The 19,167-nt window shown below is 66.3% G+C and carries 15 protein-coding genes and 1 other RNA gene; 11 read left to right on the plus strand and 5 right to left on the minus strand.

Going from position 1 to position 19,167, the window contains the following annotated elements:
• Positions 1 to 157: 157 nt before the first annotated feature.
• The 4 genes from EV665_RS02155 (at position 158) to EV665_RS02170 (ending at position 10,033) form a co-directional block, all read left to right on the plus strand.
• On the plus strand, positions 158 to 1,333 hold the full coding sequence (locus EV665_RS02155; RefSeq protein WP_133032913.1) for an efflux RND transporter periplasmic adaptor subunit: 1,176 nt from the start codon (positions 158 to 160) through the stop codon (positions 1,331 to 1,333).
• A complete protein-coding gene (locus tag EV665_RS02160) occupies positions 1,333 to 4,509 on the plus strand; it encodes an efflux RND transporter permease subunit (protein ID WP_064330463.1) in 3,177 nt (1,058 codons plus the stop codon). Before EV665_RS02155 ends, EV665_RS02160 begins: the two co-directional genes overlap by 1 nt.
• A gap of 259 nt (positions 4,510 to 4,768) precedes the next feature.
• On the plus strand, positions 4,769 to 6,190 hold the full coding sequence (locus EV665_RS02165) for an FAD-binding oxidoreductase (RefSeq protein WP_133032914.1): 1,422 nt from the start codon (positions 4,769 to 4,771) through the stop codon (positions 6,188 to 6,190).
• 42 nt (positions 6,191 to 6,232) lie between these two features.
• Positions 6,233 to 10,033, plus strand: coding sequence for an AsmA family protein (locus EV665_RS02170; RefSeq protein ID WP_133032915.1), 3,801 nt, complete (start codon positions 6,233 to 6,235; stop codon positions 10,031 to 10,033).
• Between the two features lie 84 nt (positions 10,034 to 10,117).
• Here EV665_RS02170 and EV665_RS02175 read toward each other — a convergent pair whose 3' ends face one another.
• The 5 genes from EV665_RS02175 to EV665_RS02195 all read right to left on the minus strand — a co-directional run bounded on the left by EV665_RS02175 (position 10,118) and on the right by EV665_RS02195 (position 13,075).
• Positions 10,118 to 10,342, minus strand: coding sequence for a ribbon-helix-helix domain-containing protein (locus tag EV665_RS02175; protein ID WP_064332547.1), 225 nt, complete (start codon positions 10,340 to 10,342; stop codon positions 10,118 to 10,120).
• A 160-nt stretch (positions 10,343 to 10,502) separates the two neighbouring features.
• Positions 10,503 to 10,712, minus strand: coding sequence for a DUF4169 family protein (locus tag EV665_RS02180; protein WP_133032916.1), 210 nt, complete (start codon positions 10,710 to 10,712; stop codon positions 10,503 to 10,505).
• A gap of 9 nt (positions 10,713 to 10,721) precedes the next feature.
• A complete protein-coding gene (locus tag EV665_RS02185; protein WP_064330459.1) occupies positions 10,722 to 11,243 on the minus strand; it encodes an SspB family protein in 522 nt (173 codons plus the stop codon).
• A 109-nt stretch (positions 11,244 to 11,352) separates the two neighbouring features.
• Positions 11,353 to 11,711, minus strand: a transfer-messenger RNA (tmRNA) gene (ssrA, locus tag EV665_RS02190).
• Between the two features lie 32 nt (positions 11,712 to 11,743).
• Complete coding sequence (locus tag EV665_RS02195; RefSeq protein ID WP_133032917.1) at positions 11,744 to 13,075, minus strand: putative bifunctional diguanylate cyclase/phosphodiesterase; 1,332 nt, start codon at positions 13,073 to 13,075, stop codon at positions 11,744 to 11,746.
• Positions 13,076 to 13,315: 240 nt separating this feature from the next.
• On the opposite strand from EV665_RS02195, the gene EV665_RS02200 reads away from it, so the two are divergent.
• From EV665_RS02200 to EV665_RS02230, 7 genes are all read left to right on the plus strand, one after another.
• A complete protein-coding gene (locus EV665_RS02200) occupies positions 13,316 to 13,627 on the plus strand; it encodes a DUF2853 family protein (protein WP_064330457.1) in 312 nt (103 codons plus the stop codon).
• An 87-nt stretch (positions 13,628 to 13,714) separates the two neighbouring features.
• A complete protein-coding gene (locus EV665_RS02205; RefSeq protein WP_064330456.1) occupies positions 13,715 to 14,509 on the plus strand; it encodes a thymidylate synthase in 795 nt (264 codons plus the stop codon).
• 15 nt (positions 14,510 to 14,524) lie between these two features.
• Positions 14,525 to 15,046 carry a dihydrofolate reductase gene (locus EV665_RS02210; RefSeq protein ID WP_133032918.1) on the plus strand — a complete coding sequence of 174 codons (522 nt, stop codon included), beginning with the start codon at positions 14,525 to 14,527 and terminating at the stop codon, positions 15,044 to 15,046.
• 155 nt (positions 15,047 to 15,201) lie between these two features.
• Complete coding sequence (gene hflK / locus EV665_RS02215; RefSeq protein WP_064330454.1) at positions 15,202 to 16,323, plus strand: FtsH protease activity modulator HflK; 1,122 nt, start codon at positions 15,202 to 15,204, stop codon at positions 16,321 to 16,323.
• Entirely contained in the window at positions 16,323 to 17,267 is a 945-nt protein-coding gene (hflC, locus tag EV665_RS02220; protein WP_133032919.1) for a protease modulator HflC, read from the plus strand. Before hflK ends, hflC begins: the two co-directional genes overlap by 1 nt.
• 7 nt (positions 17,268 to 17,274) lie before the next feature.
• Positions 17,275 to 17,463: a DUF2065 domain-containing protein gene (locus tag EV665_RS02225; RefSeq protein WP_133032920.1), complete on the plus strand. Its 189-nt coding sequence runs from the start codon at positions 17,275 to 17,277 to the stop codon at positions 17,461 to 17,463.
• A gap of 127 nt (positions 17,464 to 17,590) precedes the next feature.
• Entirely contained in the window at positions 17,591 to 19,114 is a 1,524-nt protein-coding gene (locus EV665_RS02230; RefSeq protein ID WP_064332546.1) for a DegQ family serine endoprotease, read from the plus strand.
• Positions 19,115 to 19,167 lie beyond the last annotated feature (53 nt).

Below are 19,167 nucleotides of genomic sequence, written 5' to 3' on the forward strand. Positions count from 1 at the left end.
TCCGCCTTTTCTTACATTTCGGTAACAGAGCGGGCCGACAACCTTACATTTCCGTAATGAACGCATTCTTTCATTGCCCGTTCATTTTCAAAGCGGGATACTTGGCCTATGTCGCGCCGCAACAGATGACGGTTCGCTTCCTTCGGAGACAGATTGCATGCGGGTTTGGAAACAGCTCCTCATAAGCCTTGGCGTCATTTCGGCGGGGGTCTTGCTCTGGGGTCGCTTCGTGCCCGGGGCAAATGCCATGCTGGAGGCCACGGGCCTGCCCGGCACGCTCGTGGCGGCCATCGCGCCGGCCGGCGACGGCGAGGCGCAGGGCGGCCGCGAGGGTGGCCGCCGCGGCGGCTTCGGCGGCGGGCCGGCACTGGTCGCCACCAAGAAGGTGGCCATGTCCGTCGTCAACGACCGGCTGAACGCCATCGGCGACGGCGAGGCGATCCGCACCGTGACCGTGACGCCCTATGCCACCGGGAACCTCACGGAGGTTCTGGTGAAATCCGGCGAACGGGTGGAGCAGGGCCAGGTGATCGCCCGCCTCGACAGCGACGAGCAGCGCATCGCCGCCGACCAGGCGCGCGTGGCGCGAGACAGCGCCCGGCAGAAGCTGACGCGCATCGAGAACCTGAAATCCACCATGAGCACCGCCGAGCTGCAGGACGCCCAGACGGCGCTGCAGGCTGCCGAACTCGCCTTGCAGAACGCAGAGCTGACGCTGCGCCGCCGGGACATCACCGCGCCCTATAGCGGCGTCGTCGGCATCATCTCCGTCAATCCCGGCGACTACGTCACCACGTCGTCGGCGATCGCCCGCATCGATGACCGTTCGGAAATCCTCGTCGATTTCTGGGTGCCGGAGCGGTTTGCGACGAGCGTGCGCGTCGGCGGCGCCGTGACGGCGACGGCGGTCGCGCGGCCGGGCGAGACCTTCACCGGCGAGGTGCAGGCGATCGACAACCGCATCGACCAGGAGAGCCGGACGTTGCGCGTGCGCGCCCAGATCGACAATCCCGAGGACCTCCTGCGCGCGGGCATGTCCTTCCAGGTGACCATGCGCTTTGCCGGCGACCTCTATCCGAGCGTCGATCCGCTTTCCGTGCAGTGGAGCGCCGACGGTTCCTATGTCTGGCGCGTGAAGGACGAAAAGGTCGAGCGCGTGCCGGTCCATATCGTGCAGCGCAACCCGGACAAGGTTCTGGTGAAGGCCGAGATCGCCGAGGGCGACCAGATCGTCACCGAGGGCGTGCAGACGCTGAGGCCGGGCGGCGCGGTGCGCACGGCCGCCCGGGAGCGCGACCAGCAGACGACCTCCTCCGTGACGGAGGGGTCGTAATGTCGGGGGAGACGAACGCGCTCGACACATCCGGCAAGGCGGGGTTCACCGCGCTCTTCATCCGCCGGCCGATCTTCGCCCTCGTGCTCAACACGCTGATCGTCGTCGCCGGCCTTGCCGCCTTCAACGGCGTGGAGATCCGCGAGCTTCCCTCCGTCGACCAGCCGGTCATCAGCGTCTCGACCACCTTCGACGGCGCCTCGCCGGAAACCGTCGACCGCGAGCTGACCGATGCGATCGAGGGCGCAGTCTCGCGCGTCCAGGGCATCAAGGACATTTCCTCGTCCTCTTCCTTCGGCCGCAGCCGCGTCACCCTGCAATTCTCCGACACGACCGACGTCAACCAGGCGGCCAACGACGTGCGCGATGCGCTCGGCCGCGTGGCCAACCAGCTTCCCGACGGTGCCGACGAGCCGCGCGTCGTGAAGGCCGATGCGGACAGCCAGCCGATCATGCGCCTGGCGCTGACCTCCGACACGCTCTCGCTCGAAGACCTGACGCTGCTCGCCGAGAACGAGATCACCGACCGGCTCGCCTCCGTCGAGGGCGTCGCCGACGTCGTCGCCTATGGCGACCAGGAGAAGATCTTTCGCGTCGATGTCGACCAGTCGAAGCTCGCCGCGCGCGGCCTGACGGTCGCGGACCTGCGCAACGCGCTGGCGACCGCCGCCTTCGACGTGCCCGCCGGTTCGCTGAAGAGCCAGAGCCAGGACATCACGGTGCGCGCGACGGCGGACCTGAAGACGCCCGCCGATTTCGAGAACCTGATCCTGAAGAACCGCGTGCGTATCGGCGACGTGGCCATGGTGACGATGGGCCCGGACGAGGGCTCCACCGCGCTGCGCTCCAACGGCCGCCAGGGCATCGGCCTCGGCATCATCCGCCAGGCGCAGTCCAACACGCTCGATATCTCGGCCGGCGTGAAGCAGATGGTGGCGCAGTTCGGGAGCATCCTGCCCGAGGGCACCGAGATCAAGATCACCAGCGACGACGCCGTCTTCATCGAGGGCGCGATCCACGAGGTGGAGATCGCGCTCATCGTCGCGGTGTCGATCGTCACGCTCGTCATCTATCTCTTCCTGCTCGACTGGCGCGCGACGCTGATCCCGACGATCAGCATGCCGATCGCGCTCATCGGCACGATCGCCGCCATCTACATGGCCGGGTTCTCCGTCAACATCCTGACTTTGCTCGCCATCGTGCTGGCGACGGGGCTCGTGGTGGACGACGCCATCGTCGTCCTCGAAAACATCGTGCGCCGCCGGGCCGAGGGCCTGAAGCCGCGCGCGGCCGCCATCCTCGGCACGCTGGAAGTGTTCTTCGCGGTCATCGCGACCACGGCGACGCTTGCCGCCGTCTTCGTGCCGCTCTCCTTCCTTCCCGGCCAGGCGGGGCGGCTCTTCCGCGAATTCGGCTTCGTGCTCGCCTTCGCCATCCTCCTGTCGTCCTTCGTGGCGCTGACGCTCTGCCCGATGCTGGCCTCGCGCATGCTGACCAAGGACATGACGCACGGGCATACGGGCCTTCTCGCCCGCATCGGCGGCGCGGCCTCACGCCTCTACCGCTCGACCCTGCACGCCTGCCTCGGTGCGCCCGTCATCGTCTTCGTCGTGGCACTCATCTTCACCGCGGCGGGCGCCACCTCCTTCTTCACCATCAAGTCCGAGCTGACGCCGAGCGAGGACCGGTCCATGGTCATGCTGCGCGTGAACGCGCCGCAGGGCGTGTCGCTGGAATATGCGCAGGACCAGATGAAGCTGATCGAGAACAAGCTGCGCCCGCTCTACGAGGACGGCGAGATCGTCAACATCTTCTCGATCTCCGGCCAGGGCGGCTCGACGAACAGCGGCTTCATGGTGCTGACGCTGGCGCCCTGGGGCGAGCGCGAGCGCACGCAGCAGGAGATCGTGCAGGACATCAACGCGGCGGTCGGTTCCGTGCCCTCGGTGCGCGCCTTCGCCATGCAGCCGAACAGCCTCGGCATCCGCGGCGCCGGCAACGGCCTGCAGGTCGCGCTTGTCGGCAACGACTATACCAAGCTCGGCAATGCGGCGGCCGAACTCGTGCGCCAGATCGAGGACAGCGGCCGCTTCCAGAACGTGCGGCTGAACTACGAGGCCAACCAGGCCCAGCTTTCCGTGAGCGTCGACCGCGAGCGCGCCGCCGATCTCGGCATCGACATCACCGGTCTTTCCGCGGCGCTGCAGGCCATGCTGGAAGGCACGAGCGTCGTCGACATCTATGTCGAGGGGCAGGCCTACCCCGTCAAGCTGTCCTCGACGACGCAGCCGATCAACGACCCGATGGATCTGGAGAACATCTTCCTCAAGACCGGCGACGGCAAGATCGTGCCCATGTCGTCCATCGCCTCGCTGGAGGAAAAGGCCGTCGCCCCGCAGCTTTCGCGCGAACAGCAGTTGCGCGCCGTCTCGCTGTCGGCCGGCCTCAAGGACGGCCTGGCGCTCGGCGAGGCGCTGTCCCTGGTTCAGGAGATGGCCGCGCCGCTGCTGCCGGAAGGCTCCCGCGTATTGCCGATGGCCGAGGCGGCGACGCTGCAGGAGAATTCCAACGGGCTCTTCATCACCTTCGGCTTCGCGCTCGCCATCATCTTCCTGGTGCTCGCCGCGCAGTTCGAGAGCTTCGTCAGCGCGATCATCATCATGGTGACGGTGCCGCTGGGGCTTGCCTGCGCGGTCTTCGCGATGATCATTACGGGCACGACGCTGAACATCTACAGCCAGATCGGGCTCGTGCTGCTCGTCGGCATCATGGCGAAGAACGGCATCCTGATCGTCGAATTCGCCAACCAGTTGCGCGACCGCGGGCAGGATATCCGCAGCGCCATCGAGGATGCCTCGAACATCCGCCTGCGCCCGGTCCTGATGACGATGATCGCCACCGTCGTCGGCGCCCTGCCGCTGATCCTCGCCAGCGGGGCGGGCGCGGAGGCGCGCATCTCGCTCGGCTGGGTGCTGGTCGGCGGCCTCGGCCTTGCCACCGTCGTCACGCTCTACCTGACCCCCGTCGCCTATCTGGTCATCGCCGGCTTCACCAGTCCGCATGCCGACGAGGAGAAGCGCCTCGCCGCCGAGCTGGCCCATGCCGAGACGCTCGGCAGGCGCAAGGACGAGGCCTTGCCGCCGCCGGCGGAAGTCCTGCCGCAGGCGGCGGAGTAAAGGCCGGCGGCGCTGTCCCCTGTGGCGATTGCCCCTCACCCTAACCCTCTCCCCGCAAGCGGGGAGAGGCGACTTGCTCCGCGAAACGTTGAGGAATTGGGGAAATCGGTGCGGCATATCCCTTCGCCCCGCTTGCGGGGAGAAGGTGGCCGGCAGGCCGGATGAGGGGCTACCAAGACTTTCATCCTTCGCGCAATTGCGGCTGGACAGCCGCCCGCCAATTTGCTGAGTAAATCCTCACGGAATTGAGGACCTTACGATGGCTTTGGCGGATATCAGGGGCGGCGCGCGCAACGAGGAGGGCATCGCCGCGGCGCTGCCGCGGCTTGCCGGGCGCTTCGGCGCGCGGTTCCAGACGGGCGAGGCGATCCGCGCCCAGCATGCGCACACCACTACCTATATTCCCGCCCAGTTGCCGGACGGCGTCGTCTTCGTCGAGAATGCCGAGGAGGTGAAGGCCGTCGTCTCCCTCTGCGCCGAACTGAAGGTGCCGGTCATTCCCTTCGGCACGGGCTCCTCGCTGGAGGGGCAGGTGAACGCGCCGAACGGCGGCATCTCCATCGATTTCAGCAACATGAAGCGGGTCCTTGAGGTCAATGCCGAAGACCTCGACTGCACCGTCGAGCCCGGCATCACGCGCGAGGAGCTGAACGTCTACCTGCGCGATACCGGTCTCTTCTTCCCGATCGATCCCGGCGCGAACGCCTCGATCGGCGGCATGACCTCGACGCGCGCCTCGGGCACCAATGCGGTGCGCTACGGCACGATGAAGGACAATGTGCTCGCCGTGACCGCCGTCACCGCCACCGGCGAGGAGATCCGCACCGCCCGCCGCGCGCGAAAATCCTCCGCCGGCTACGACCTGACGCGGCTCTTCGTCGGCGCCGAGGGAACGCTCGGCGTGCTGACCTCGATCACGCTGCGCCTCCAGGGCATCCCCGCGGTCATCGCCGGCGGCATCTGCGGCTTCCCGACGCTGAAGGACGCCTGCAATGCCGTCATCATGACCATCCAGCTCGGCATTCCCGTCGCCCGCATCGAGCTCGTCAACACGCTGCAGATCAAGGCCTGCAACGCCTATTCCGGCCTGACGCTGCCGGAGCAGCCGACGCTCTTCGTCGAGTTCCACGGCAACGAGGAGAGCGTGCGCCTGCAGTCGGAAGAGTTCGGCGCGATCGCCGCCGAATGCGGCGGCGGGGCGTTCCAGTGGAGTTCGGACGCGGAGGAGCGCGCGAAGCTCTGGAAGGCGCGGCACAATGTCTACTGGTCGGCCAAGGCGCTGCGGCCCGGCTGGGAGGCGATCGCGACCGACGTCTGCGTGCCGATCTCGCGCCTTGCCGACTGCGTGGCCGAAACGGAAGTGGATATCGAGGAGCACGGGCTGCTGGCGCCGATCGTCGGCCATGCCGGCGACGGCAATTTCCATGTCAGCCTCGTCTTCGACGACAAGGACCCGGCGCATGTCGCCGAGGTGGAGGCCTTCGTCGGCCGGCTCAATGCCCGGGCGCTCGCCATGGATGGCACCTGCACCGGCGAACACGGCATCGGCCAGGGCAAGCAGGGCTTCCTGCCGGGCGAGCTCGGCGGCACGGTCCAGTTGATGCGGCAGATCAAGCAGGCGCTCGACCCGGACAACATTCTGAACCCCGGCAAGATTTTTTCGACCCTCTCGGGCAATTAGTCGTTATCCTGAGGCGGTGAAACGAAATTCAAGGCAGGCGGCGTGCTTTCGAGAATTATGCTCTTCGTTGGCGGCTTGGTGGTCGTGGCGCTCTTTGCGGCGCTGCTCGCGCCGCTCTTCGTCGACTGGACCAGCTTCCGCCAGGATTTCGAGCGCGAGGCGAGCCGCATCATGGGCCGCACTGTCGTGGTGCATGGCAGCGTCGATGCCCGTCTGATCCCGTTCCCCTCCGTGACGCTCAACGACGTGCGGGTCGGGGCGCCCGAGGACGGGCAGCCGCTGGTCGAGGTCGCACGCTTTTCCATGGATGCGGAGCTGGCGCCGTTCCTCTCCGGCGAGGCGCTGATCTTCGACATGCGCATCGAGGAGCCGAAGGCGCGCATCAAGCTTTTCGAGGACGGCACGCTGGACTGGGCGCGCGGCCGCAAGTCCGATATCCCGGCCCGCACCGTCATCCTCGAAAATGTCGCGATATCAGGCGGCGAGATCGAGTTCGTCGATGCGCAGACCGGCCGCACCCGCCATGTCACCGGCCTCGATGCGCAGGTCTCGGCAAAGTCGCTCGCCGGCCCGTGGCGCATCGACGGGCGCGCGGCGCTCGATGGCGAGAGCGGCGCCTTCCAGCTTTCGAGCGGCCAGGTGGAGAACGGCGCGCTTTCCCTGCGCGCCCGCATCGTGCCCGACCGGCTCGCCTTCACCGCCGATCTCGACGGTGCGCTGAAGGTCGTCGATTTCCGCCCGCAATATCACGGCGACTTCACCGTCTCGGAAAAGCCGCGGCCGAAGGGCGAGGGGCCGGCCGATCCGATCCGCGTTGCGGGAAAGTTCGAGCTTTCCAACGAGCGCATCCGCGTGCCGGAATACCGCCTCGAAGCCGGCCCGCACGAAGACCCCTATGTGGTGACCGGCGAGGCGACGCTCGATACCGGCCGCGCGCCGGAGTTTCTCCTGATCGCCGACGGCCAGCAGATAGACGTCTCGCGCATCGGCAACAGCGGCGAGGGCGGCAAGACCGGCCGCAACCCGCAGGTCTCCGTGCGCCAGCGGCTCCAGGCGCTGCTGGCGATCGCCGCCGACATCCCGATCCCGCAGGTGCCGGGCCGCGCCAGCCTGTTCCTGCCGGCCGTGGTGGTCGGCGACACGACGGTGCGCGAGGTGCGCCTCGACGTGAAGCCGGACGGCGAGGGCTGGCGGATCGACCGGGCGGATGCGATTCTGCCCGGTCGCACCACGCTGGAGGCCAAGGGCCGGCTGCGGCTCAAGGAGAACCGCGGCTTCGTCGGCGACCTGCTGGTCGCCTCGAACCAGCCCTCGGGACTGGCGACCTGGCTTGCCGGATCCGTCGATCCGGAAATCCGCAAGCTCAAGACGGCCGGTTTTTCCGCCGAGGTGAACCTGACCGACGAGCTGCAACGCTTCGAAAATCTCGAAATCGCCATCGGCGCCGCCTCGCTGCTCGGCCGCATGGAGCGCGAATCGCGCGCGGATGCCGTGCCCACCCTGTCGCTGCAACTGCGCGGCAACGAGATCGCGCTGGAATCGCTCCAGGCGCTTGTCGGCCTCGTGGCGGGCGATGCCTCGCTTTCGGCCGTGCTGGAGCATTCGATCGCGCTCGACATCAAGGCCGACCATTTCCTCGCCTTCGGCGAGAGCGTGTCCGGCGTCAATGCGGCGCTGTCCGTCAAGGACGGCCTCATGACGCTGAGCCGTCTGAACATTGCCTCGCTGGACGGTGCGGCCCTCTCGGCCAGCGGCACGCTCGGCGGCTCCCTTCTGGCGCCGAGCGCCGGGCTCGACATGAGGGTGAAGGCGGCCGCGATGCGCCCGGTGGCCGAGCTCCTGGCGCGGCACCTACCGGCCCATCCGGTGCTTGCCCGTTTCCTCGCCAATGCCGGCTACTATGACGATGCGGACCTTGCCGTCCGGCTGGCCTTTTCCGGCGAGGCGGGAAATCCGGCGACGCTGACGCTCAGCGGTCCCGTCAATGACGGGCGGGTCGAGATGAAGCTCTCGGCCGCAACGCCCGTCGATCTGCTGGAGGGGCGCAATTTCGAGATCGAGGGCAGCATCTTCAATCCGCAGTCGGTCGTGCTGGCCGGACAGGTCGGGCTCGACCCGCTGCCCTTTGATGCGGACCCCGACGGCAGCGTCACCTTCCGCGTGAAGCAGCCGGAGGATGGCCCGGCCGATGTCTCGGCGGCCTTCAATGCCGGCAGCACGACGATCTCCGTCAAGGGCACCGCTGCGCTCAACGCTGCCGATTTCCCCGTCGGTGCGCTCGCGCTTTCGGCGAAAAGCGACGACATCGAGCCCTATCTGATGATGAACGGCATCGCCGTGCCGCAGGCCGGCGCCGGCCTGCCGCTTGCGCTGCAGGCGTCCGTCGCCACGAGCGCCGAGGCGATCACGATCACCGACATTGCAGGGGAGGCCGACCGCAACGCCTTTTCCGGCCGCCTGACGCTCGATCGCACGGCGCCGACGCTCAGGGGCACGGGCGCGCTGCGTTTCGATACGGTCGACTTCGCCTTCCTCGCCGAGGCCGTCGCCGGGCCGGTGACGGATCTCCTCGAAGGCGGGCTGAATGCGGCGCCGCTCGTGCAGCCGCTTCAGGATGCGGCCGATCTATCCGTCGCGCTGGAGGCCGGTTCGTTCTGGCCGGGCCTCTACGGCGCGGTGGAGGGTTTTTCGGGCAATCTCGTCTGGAAGGGCGGCGAGCTGACGCTGACCGACATGGCCGGCGACTGGCTGGGCGGACGGTTGGCCGGACGCCTCAAGGTCGCCAATGCCGAGGAGAACGGTCTGTTCGAGGCGCGGGCGGAACTGTCGGGTGTCGATCTCGCCAGGATCGTCTGGGCCGGCCCCGAGGGCGCCGTCGCCACGGGCAAGGCGGATGTGACGCTGGCCGTCGATGCCTCGGGTAAAAGCGTGCGCGCCATGGTCGAGGGGGCCAGCGGCTCGGGCGAGGCGCGGATCTCCGATCTCACCCTGCGCGGGCTCGATACGGGCGCGCTGCCGGCGCTGCTGAAGGCGGCGGACGACATCGAGGGCGACATCACGCCCGAGCGCGTGGCCGGGTTCGCGGCGGATGCGATCCTCAGGGGCGAGGCGGCGCTGGGCGCGGTGCGCATGCCCTTCGCGCTTGCCGGCGGCAAGCTGCGCGTCCAGAACGTGACCGCCGGGGACGGCAAGGCCGGCTTTTCCGGGGATGCGGATATCGATCTTGCCGGCGATGCGATGACGGGCCGTCTGTCCGTCACCTATGCGGCCGGCGAGGAGGCGCTTGCGGGAGCGGAGCCCGAAGTGGCGCTCGACTATCGCGGCCTCTTGGAAGCGCCGGGCGTGACGCTCGACGTGCAGCCGCTTGCCAACTACCTCTCACTGCGCCGCTTCGAGACGGAGCGCCGCCGGGTGGAAACCCTGCAGGCCAATGTGCTGGAAAAGCAGCGCCTGCGGCGCGAGGCGGCGCTCTACCGTTCGCGTGCCGAGGCGCGGGCCGCACTTGCCGAGGCGATGCGGCTGCAGATGGAGGAGGAACAGCGCCGCCGCACCGAGGCCCGCGATCGCGCCGAGCGGGAACGGAGCGCGCGGGAGGCCGCCGAAGCGGCCGAGCGCGCCCGCCGCAAGGCCGCGGACGACGCGCGCCGCCTGCAGGCGGCCGAGGAACAGGCCCGCCGCCTTGCCGAGCAGCGCGCCGCGGAGGAAGCCCGCCGGGCCGAGGAAGAGGCCGAGCGCCGCCGCCTGCCCGCGCTGCGGGGCGAGGGCGTCGAGCGCGGCGGCGAACTGCCGCCCCTCGATAGCGGGCAGAACCTGAATTTCGATACGCTGCCGGGCGTCAACTGAGCCGTCCCGGCAAAGGGGGGCGAAGCCGGCGGGCCGCGCCAATCCCGGGAAAGGGCGGCCGACGATGCTTTTGCGGCTTCTGCGCTACGCCGCGCCCCCCGCCTTGTGCTTCAGCCAGTCCAGCACATGCAGCCGAAGGGCCGAGGACAGGTTGCCCTCGACACCCCTCGTGTCGTCGATGTCGCGGATGAGGGCGGCGAGCGGCAGGCCGCGCTCGCCGGCAATGGCCTTCAGTTCGTCATGAAAGGCGGGTTCGAGCGAGAAGCTCGTGCGGTGGCCGTGCAGGGTGGTCGAATATTTTCGGATCATGGCCATCCCTGCACACACCGCCGTCCGGTTGGAGCCATTCCAGCAGAGCACGGCTGTTGCGTGCTCGAAAGCGCGGGAGCCAAGGGGCGCTCTCTGACCCGAGAAACGCCGGAACGCTCTTTGAAATCGATTCCGCTCCTGCCGGCAGGGGCTTGAAAGATCAGTCTTTGCCGTCCTTGGGGCCGTCTTCCGGCCGTTCCAAGTGGCCCTGTTCGAACGCCTTCTGCGCCTTGTCGTTCAGCGCGCGCGTCAATGCCTTCTCCGCCTTGGTGCGGCCGAAGCTGACGCGGTTCTGCTCGGCCTGCTTCTCCTTTTCGGAGCGGGCCTTCTGCTTGCGGACCTGGCGGAGATTGACGACGTCGCCGCTCATCGCGCGGCCTCAGTTCTTCTTGCGGAAGGAATCGAGCGAGACGACGGAACCACCACCCTTGTTGTTGTCGTCGCCACCGGTCGGCGGTGCCGGATCCTCGGTGGTTTCCTCGGTCTTTTCCGCCACGGCGGGATAGGCGGTGATCTCGGCGGAGTGTTCGTCTTCCTCGACGGCCGGCACGTCGAATTCCAGCTCGAAGCTTACCGACGGGTCATAGAAGCCGCGGATGGCGTTGAACGGGATGACGAGCTTTTCCGGCGTGTCGGAGAAGGAAAGGCCGATCTCGAACAGGCTCTCGGTGACCTTGAGATCCCAGAACTGGTGCTGGATGACGATGGTCATCTGCTCGGCATATTTCGCCTTCAGGTGCTGCGAGATGCGCACGCCGGGGGCGTTGGTGAGGAAGGTGATGAAGAAGTGGTGCTCGCCCGGCAGGTGCCCGGTGACGGCGACCTCGGACAAAACCTTGCGGATGACGCTGCGCAGCGCGTCCTGGGCGAGAATGTCGTAGCGAATGTGGTCTTGCGCCATCCGTTCCTGTCTTTCTTCCAGCCTTTGTGTTCAGGCATTGCTTGTCTACTCACACCTTCCGGCACGAGTCATCTGGCACAGCTATAGACCATTTCAAGAGATTGGAGAAGGTGAAGGCTTCTGTTGCCAGGTGCCTTCGGACCCCGCCTGCCGGTGCGACCCGTCAGGACTTTGAGTGAAGTGTCACACCGCCATTAGGCAGCGAGACGAGCTTCCGCATAGTTGTCGTTTGCAACTACAAGTTTAGCCCGATAACGGTGGTACAATGCCGAGCAAAAAGTCGATCTTTACGCCCTTGTCGATCCTATTTCGCCCCCATCAAAAGCCGGTCCGCTTCAAGACCGGTTTTTGGTGGAGGCGCCGGGTACCGCCCCCGGGTCCAATGGGTTTATTACACCGCCCGTTTATTGCCATAGCTGCCGAGGCAGCACCCTTCATATAGGCGCTCTCTGCTCCCAAGAAAAGGGCTTTGTGACAGGGATTTGGCAAAGTTTTCAGGTTCAGGCGGTTTCGGCGAGCGGCGGCGGGGTTTCCGCGGCCCATTGCGTCTGGAAGTCGGCCAGCGGCACGGGGCGGCCGAAATAGAAACCCTGGAAGGCCATGCCGCCGAAGGATTGCAGGAGCAGGAACTGTTCCTTCGTCTCGATGCCTTCGGCGACGACGGCAAGGTCGAGCGTGCGGGCGATGTCGAAGATGCTCTTCAGGAGCAGGCGGTTGCGCTTGCTCTCCGGCGCATCCTTGACGAAGGAGCGGTCGATCTTGATCTCCTGGATCGGCAGGCGGCGCAGGTGGCTGAGCGAGGAATAGCCGGTGCCGAAATCGTCGAGCGAGAGGGTGAGGCCGGCCGCACGCAGCACGCCCATCTTTTCCGCGATGGCGTCGACATCGTTCGCCATCATGCTTTCGGTCAGTTCCAGCTTGAGGCGTGCGGGGTCGATGTCCTGCGCGCGGATCCGGGCGAGCACGGCGTCGGCGAAATCGGCTTTCATGAACTGGTCGGCGCTGACATTGACCGCGAGCCTCAGGTGGCGCGTTCCGTCATCCTGCTGCCAGAAGGACAGCGTCTTGAGCGCCTCGTTCAGCACCCAGTCGCCGATGGCGGGCATCAGGCCGGCCTGCTCGGCGATGGGGATGAAGTCGCCGGGCGAGACGAAGCTGCCGTCCGGCCGCCGCCAGCGCAGCAGCGCCTCCGCACCGGTGACCGCGCCCGCCTGGTCCACCTGCGGCTGGTAGAAGAGTTCGAACTCGCGGTTCTTCAGCGCGGCGGCGATGTCGCGCTCCCGGCCGAGATTGCGGGCGAATTCCTGCCGCATCATGTAGAGGCAGCCGCACAGCATGGCGACCGCGATCGTCACGTTGACCCATGCGCCGACGAAGCGGAAATCATCGGAGATCGGCCGGGCGAAGGGCAGGGCGAGCTGCGTGCTGGCGAAGACGACGAAGGCGGCGAGCGAGAGCGCGACGATGGCCATCTGCCGGCGCGAGGGGCGTTGCTGGTAGTTGATGTAGCCGATCATCGCCAGCACGAGCAGGAAGAGATGCGAGACCCGCGGGGCGACATCGTTCGGGACATCGAACAGCAGGCAGAAGGCGGCGATGATGACGAGGAAGGCGACCTGGGAGAAGAGGATGGCGGCGGTCAGCTGGCGGCGGCGGACGAGCACGAAGCTCGCGACGGCGACGGTGACCAGCGCGATATCCATGGCGACCATCGACCATTCCTGCATCGCCGCGAAGACGACGCCCCAGCCGGCCGTCAGCACGCCCGCGGCGAGCGAGGCCGTGGCATAGACGAGCCGGAAGCGATCGGAATAGTCGTCAGTGTGTCTCACATGCGGGGGTGCTCGCTGCGGATTGGTCCATCGGGCTTTTGGCCGGATAGCTGTAACGGAAATTCCTTCAGAAAGTGCAAAAATGTTGCCCGTTGTAACCCAGGCGGGCGGAGCTTGCGCAAGCCGGCGGCTTCCGGTCGTGCTTTATTAGCGCTTGACTTGCCGAGGCCGCATGAAAAACATGGCGGCGCGGCAGGTCCGTCATGAGGGCGGCGGCCGGGCAATCGGAGAGGGGATACCATGACCGACTATCTCGCAGACGTCCGCAAGTATGACAGCGGTGCGGACGAGGCCATCGTCAAAAAGATCGTGAGCCATCTCGGCATCGCGCTGCGCAACCGCGACTCCTCGCTCGTCTCCTGCTCGGATCCGGAAGAGCTGAACCGCGTCAAGGAAAAGTGGTGCGCCAAGAAGTTCGGCATCACGGGCGAGGCAGCCGACAAGGCGGTGGAGGCCGTCTGCAAGACCATGGCCGACGACCGCACGAAATCGCGCGTCACCTTCTACTATCTCACGGCCAAGGAGCTCGGCACGCTCGGCGCGCTCGCCTGAGGAAAACCGGGACAACCCGATTTCACGCTTTGGCCGCCGCCGTTCCCGCTCTAGTATCTTACGCTGGACAACGAATCGGCGGCGACCATGCAGCAATATCTCGACCTTCTCGCCCATGTGATGGAAAACGGCACCGACCGCGGCGACCGGACCGGCACGGGCACGCGCGGCGTCTTCGGTTACCAGATGCGCTTCGACCTTTCGGAAGGCTTTCCGGTTCTGACCACCAAGAAGCTGCACCTTCGCTCGATCATCCATGAACTCCTGTGGTTCCTGAAGGGCGACACCAACATCGCCTATCTCCACGAGAACGGCGTGACCATCTGGGACGAATGGGCCGATGCCGAGGGCGAACTCGGCCCGGTCTACGGCTACCAGTGGCGCTCCTGGCCGACCCATGACGGGCGCCATCTCGACCAGATCGTCGCCGTCCTCGACAGCATCAGGCGCAATCCGAACTCGCGCCGCCATATCGTCTCGGCCTGGAACCCGGCGCTGGTCGACGAGATGGCGCTGCCGCCCTGCCATTGCCTGTTCCAGTTCTACGTGGCGGACGGAAAGCTCTCCTGCCAGCTCTACCAGCGTTCCGCCGACATCTTCCTCGGCGTGCCCTTCAATATCGCCTCCTATGCGCTGCTGACCATGATGGTGGCGCAGGCGACCGGCCTGCAGCCGGGTGATTTCGTGCACACGCTCGGCGACGCGCATATCTATTCCAACCATTTCGAGCAGGTGCGCACCCAGTTGACGCGCCGCCCGAAACCCTTGCCCTTCATGAAGCTCAACCCCGATGTGAAGGACCTTTTCTCCTTCAAGTTCGAGGACTTCACCCTGATCGGCTACGAAGCCGATTCAACCATCAAGGCGCCCATCGCCGTCTGATTTTCGGGTATCCGCATGACTGAAGCCAAGATCGTCCTCGTCGTGGCCGTCGCCCGGAACGGCGTCATCGGCCGCGACGGCGACCTGCCGTGGCGCCTGCCGTCGGACCTCAAGCGCTTCAAGCAACTGACGCTCGGCAAGCCGGTGCTGATGGGGCGGAAGACCTGGGATTCGATCGGCAAGCCGCTGCCCGGCCGGCCGAACATCGTCATGACCCGCGACACGACGTTTTGCGCGCACGGTGCCGCGGTCGTCTCCTCGCTCGACGAGGGACTGGATGCCGCCCGCCGCGAGGCGGAAAAACTCGGGGTCGACGAGGTCTGCGTCATCGGCGGCGGGCAGATCTATGCCCAGGCCTTCGACCGGGCGGATATCCTGCACGTCACCCGTGTGGAGGCGGACGTGGAGGGCGATACGCGCTTTCCCGACATCGATCCGGCCATCTTCGAGAAGGTGGCGGAAGAGCCCATTCCGCAGGGCGAGAAGGACAGCCACGCCATGCATTTCGTCACCTGGCGCCGAAAAGCGGCCGCATAGGCCCCGATCACGAACTATTTTGCCGCACAAGCCCGCAAGCACACGCGGATTTGTTGAAAGGTGCCGGAGGGATACCTATAACGGGTTCACCTCGCGTTGCGCGGTGAAACACTCCGCGAAATGCGGCACGTAGGGATAAAAAGAAAGAGGTATTGATGCCCTGGAGCAATCAGAACGGCGGCGGCGGCCCTTGGGGCGGCGGCGGCGGAAACAATCAGGGGCCATGGGGGCAGGGACCGAACCGCCCCCGCGGCGGCGGCGGCAATGGCGGGCCGCCCGACCTTGAGGACATCATCCGGCGCGGCCAGGACCAGCTGAAGAACGTCATGCCTGGCGGCATCAACGGCGGCGTCGTGGTCATCGCGCTGCTTCTCGTCGGCGTCTTCTGGCTGATGAACTCCATCTACACCGTCCAGCCGGACGAGCGCGGCGTCGAGCTGCGCTTCGGCAAGCCGAAGCAGGAAGTCTCCATGCCCGGCCTGCATTTCCACCTCTGGCCGCTGGAAACCGTCGAACTCGTGAAGATCACCGAGCAGCAGCAGAATATCGGCCGCCGCACGGCCGCTTCCAGTTCCGACAGCTCCGGCCTGATGCTGACGGGCGACCAGAACATCGTCAACGTGCAGTTCTCGGTGCTCTACTCGGTCACGGATCCGCAGGCCTACCTCTTCAACCTCGAATATCCTGCCGAGACGCTGCAGCAGGTTGCCGAAAGCGCCATGCGCGAGGTCGTCGGCCGCCGTCCCGCCCAGGACATCTTCCGCGACAACCGTCAGGCGATCGCGGAAGGCGTGAAGACGACGATCCAGGCGACCATGGACGCCTATGGCTCCGGCATCTCGATCAACACCGTCGCGATCGAGGACGCGGCCCCGCCGCGCGAAGTCGCCGATGCGTTCGACGAGGTGCAGCGCGCCGAGCAGGACGAGGACCGTTTCCTCGAAGAAGCCAACCAGTATGCCAACCAGAAGCTCGGTCTTGCCCGCGGTCAGGCCGCGCAGGTCCGCGAAGAGGCGGCCGCCTACAAGGACCGTGTCGTCAAGGAAGCCGAAGGTGAAGCAGCCCGCTTCCTGTCGATCTACGAACAGTACAAGGTCGCTCCCGACGTCACCCGCAAGCGTCTCTTCCTCGAAACGATGGAAGGCGTGATGAAGAACTCCAAGAAGGTCATCATCGACGAGAAGCAGGGCGGACAGGGTGTCGTTCCCTTCCTGCCGCTGCACGAACTGGGCCGTGACGCGACCCAGCAGCAGCAGAGCGTAGGAGGCACGCAGTAATGGGCAACCGGATACCGACCATTCTGATCGCCGTCGGCGTTCTTCTCTTCATCGCCTATTCCTCGGTGTTCGTCGTCAACGAGCGCCAGCAGGCGATCGTCATCCGCTTCGGCCAGATCCAGGACGTCAAGTCCGAGCCGGGCCTCTACTTCAAGCTGCCCTTCGGCTTCATGGATGCCGACAGCGTGCAGTACATCCAGGACCAGGCGCTGCGCTTCGATCTCGACGACATCCGCGTCCAGGTCTCGGGCGGCAAGTTCTACGAGGTCGATGCCTTCGTGGTCTACAAGATCACGGATGCCCGCCGCTTCCGCGAAGCCGTCTCGGGCGACCGGGAATCGGCCGAAGCGCGCCTGCGCACCCGTCTCGATGCGGCTCTGCGCCGCGTCTACGGTCTGCGCGGCTTCGAATCCGCCCTGTCCGAAGAGCGTGCGTCGATGATGCGCGAAGTGCGCGGCGAGCTGACGAACGACGCCTCGAACCTCGGTCTCACGATCTCCGACGTGCGTATCCGCCGGACGGATCTCACGCAGGAAGTCTCGCAACAGACCTTCGAGCGCATGAAGGCCGAGCGTCTTGCCGAAGCCGAACTCATCCGCGCGCGCGGCAACGAGGCCGGTCAGCGCCGCCGCGCCATCGCCGATCGCCAGGTCGTCGAGTTCCTCGCGGCCGCACAGCGCGATTCGGAAATCCTCAGAGGTGAGGGCGAAGGCGAGCGCAACCGCGTCTTCGGCGAAGCCTTCTCGCAGGATCCGGCCTTCTTCGACTTCTACCGGTCGATGAGCGCCTACCGGACCTCGATGACCGCGTCCGACACCACGCTGGTGCTGTCGCCGCAGTCGGAGTTCTTCCGCTACTTCGAGGACGCCGCCGGCACGACGCCTGCAACCTCGGGCGCGGCAGCGGGCACCGGCACGACGACGACGCCGTCGACCGCAGACTGAGAACGCCATGTCCGATTTCCTGACGGGGATCGCGTTCTTCCTGATCATCGAGGGGCTGGTGTACGCACTGGCCCCTTCGATTTTGAAGCGCATGGCGGAAATGCTGCCGCAGATTCCGGAAAGCCAGCTGCGTGCCTCCGGGCTCGTTGCCGTGGCGCTCGGCGTTGCCATGGTGTGGTTCATCCGCGGCGCGTGAACGCGGCCCTTGCGGCTGCCCGCGAAGACGGGCAAGACTTCACATGATTTCAGCGCGGCGGACTGATTTTTGCCGTATCCGGGGCAAACACTCGCCGCGACAATCCAGACGAAAGAGGATGCCGACCATGGCTTTGAAGATGAGGTCCAGCGTTGCCCATGCGGCACTCGCGCTCGCGGTGAGTTTTTCGCTGGTCGCGGGAGGACCGTTCGTCGTCCCGGCGGCGGCGCAGGTCCAGCCGAACGGCCCGGAATCGGTCGCCGACCTCGCCGAAAGCCTGCTCGACGCCGTGGTGAACATCTCCACCTCGCAGAACGTCAAGAGCGATGACAAGGCGCCCGTTCCGCAAGTGCCTGAAGGCTCGCCCTTCCAGGATTTCTTCGACGAGTTCTTCAAGGGCGAGGGCGGCGAAGGCGGCAACCAGGGCCAGACCGTCAATTCGCTCGGCTCCGGCTTCGTCATCGATCCCACGGGTTACATCGCCACCAACAACCACGTCATCGAGGGCGCGGACGATATCGAGGTGAACTTCGCCAATGGCTCCAAGCTGAAGGCGAAGCTCGTCGGCACCGATCCGAAGACCGATCTTGCGCTCCTGAAGGTCGAGCCGAAGGCACCGCTGAAGGCAGTGCCCTTCGGCGATTCGCGCACCATGCGCATCGGCGACTGGGTGATGGCGATCGGCAACCCGTTCGGCCTCGGCGGCTCGGTGACGGTCGGCATCATCTCGGCGCGCGGGCGCAACATCAATGCCGGTCCCTACGACAACTTCATCCAGACGGACGCGGCCATCAACCGCGGCAATTCCGGCGGCCCGCTGTTCAACATGAAGGGCGAGGTCATCGGCATCAACACGGCGATCATCTCGCCCTCCGGCGGGTCGATCGGCATCGGCTTCTCCGTGCCGACGGAGCTCGCGCAGAACATCTTCCTGCAATTGCGCGATTTCGGCGAGACGCGGCGCGGCTGGCTCGGCGTGCGCATCCAGCCGGTCACCGACGACATCGCCGAAAGCATCGGCATGAGCGAGGCCAAGGGCGCGCTCGTCGCCGGCATCATCAAGGGTGGCCCGGTCGACAACGGCTCGATCATGACCGGCGACGTCATCATCCGTTTCGACGGCAAGGATGTCGACGAGATGCGCGACCTGCCGCGCGTCGTCGCCGAAAGCCCGGTTGGCAAGGCCGTCGACGTCGTGCTGCTGCGCGACGGCAAGGAGATGACCATCAAGGTCACGCTCGGCCGCCTCGAGGACGGCGAGAAGCAGGCTGACGACGACGAGGTGACCGAGGGCGAGGACACGCCGGACGAGGGCACGACGCCCGAGACCGGCGAAGCCCAGCCCAGCAAGGTCGACAGGGTGCTCGGCATGGGCATCAGCGACCTCGGCGAGGAGGCGCGCAAGACCTTCGAGATCGTCGAAAGCGTCAAGGGCGTCGTCATCACCGAGGTGGCGCCCGATTCGGCCGCCGCCGAGCGCGGCATCGTGCCCGGCGACGTGATCGTCGAGATCGGCCAGGAGGCGGTGACGACGGCGGAGGAGGTCAAGAGCCGCATCGCCAAGCTGAAGTCGGAAGACCGCCGCAACGCGCTGATGATGATCGCCAACCGCACGGGGGCGCTGCGCTACATCACCGTGCGCATCGATTAAGGCGAGTCCCTTCAGGGGCTTGCGGGCGAAAGCTGCGAGATGGAATCGGGCCG

The sequence above is a fragment of the Shinella granuli genome (genome assembly GCF_004341885.1).
Lineage (GTDB): Bacteria > Pseudomonadota > Alphaproteobacteria > Rhizobiales > Rhizobiaceae > Shinella > Shinella granuli.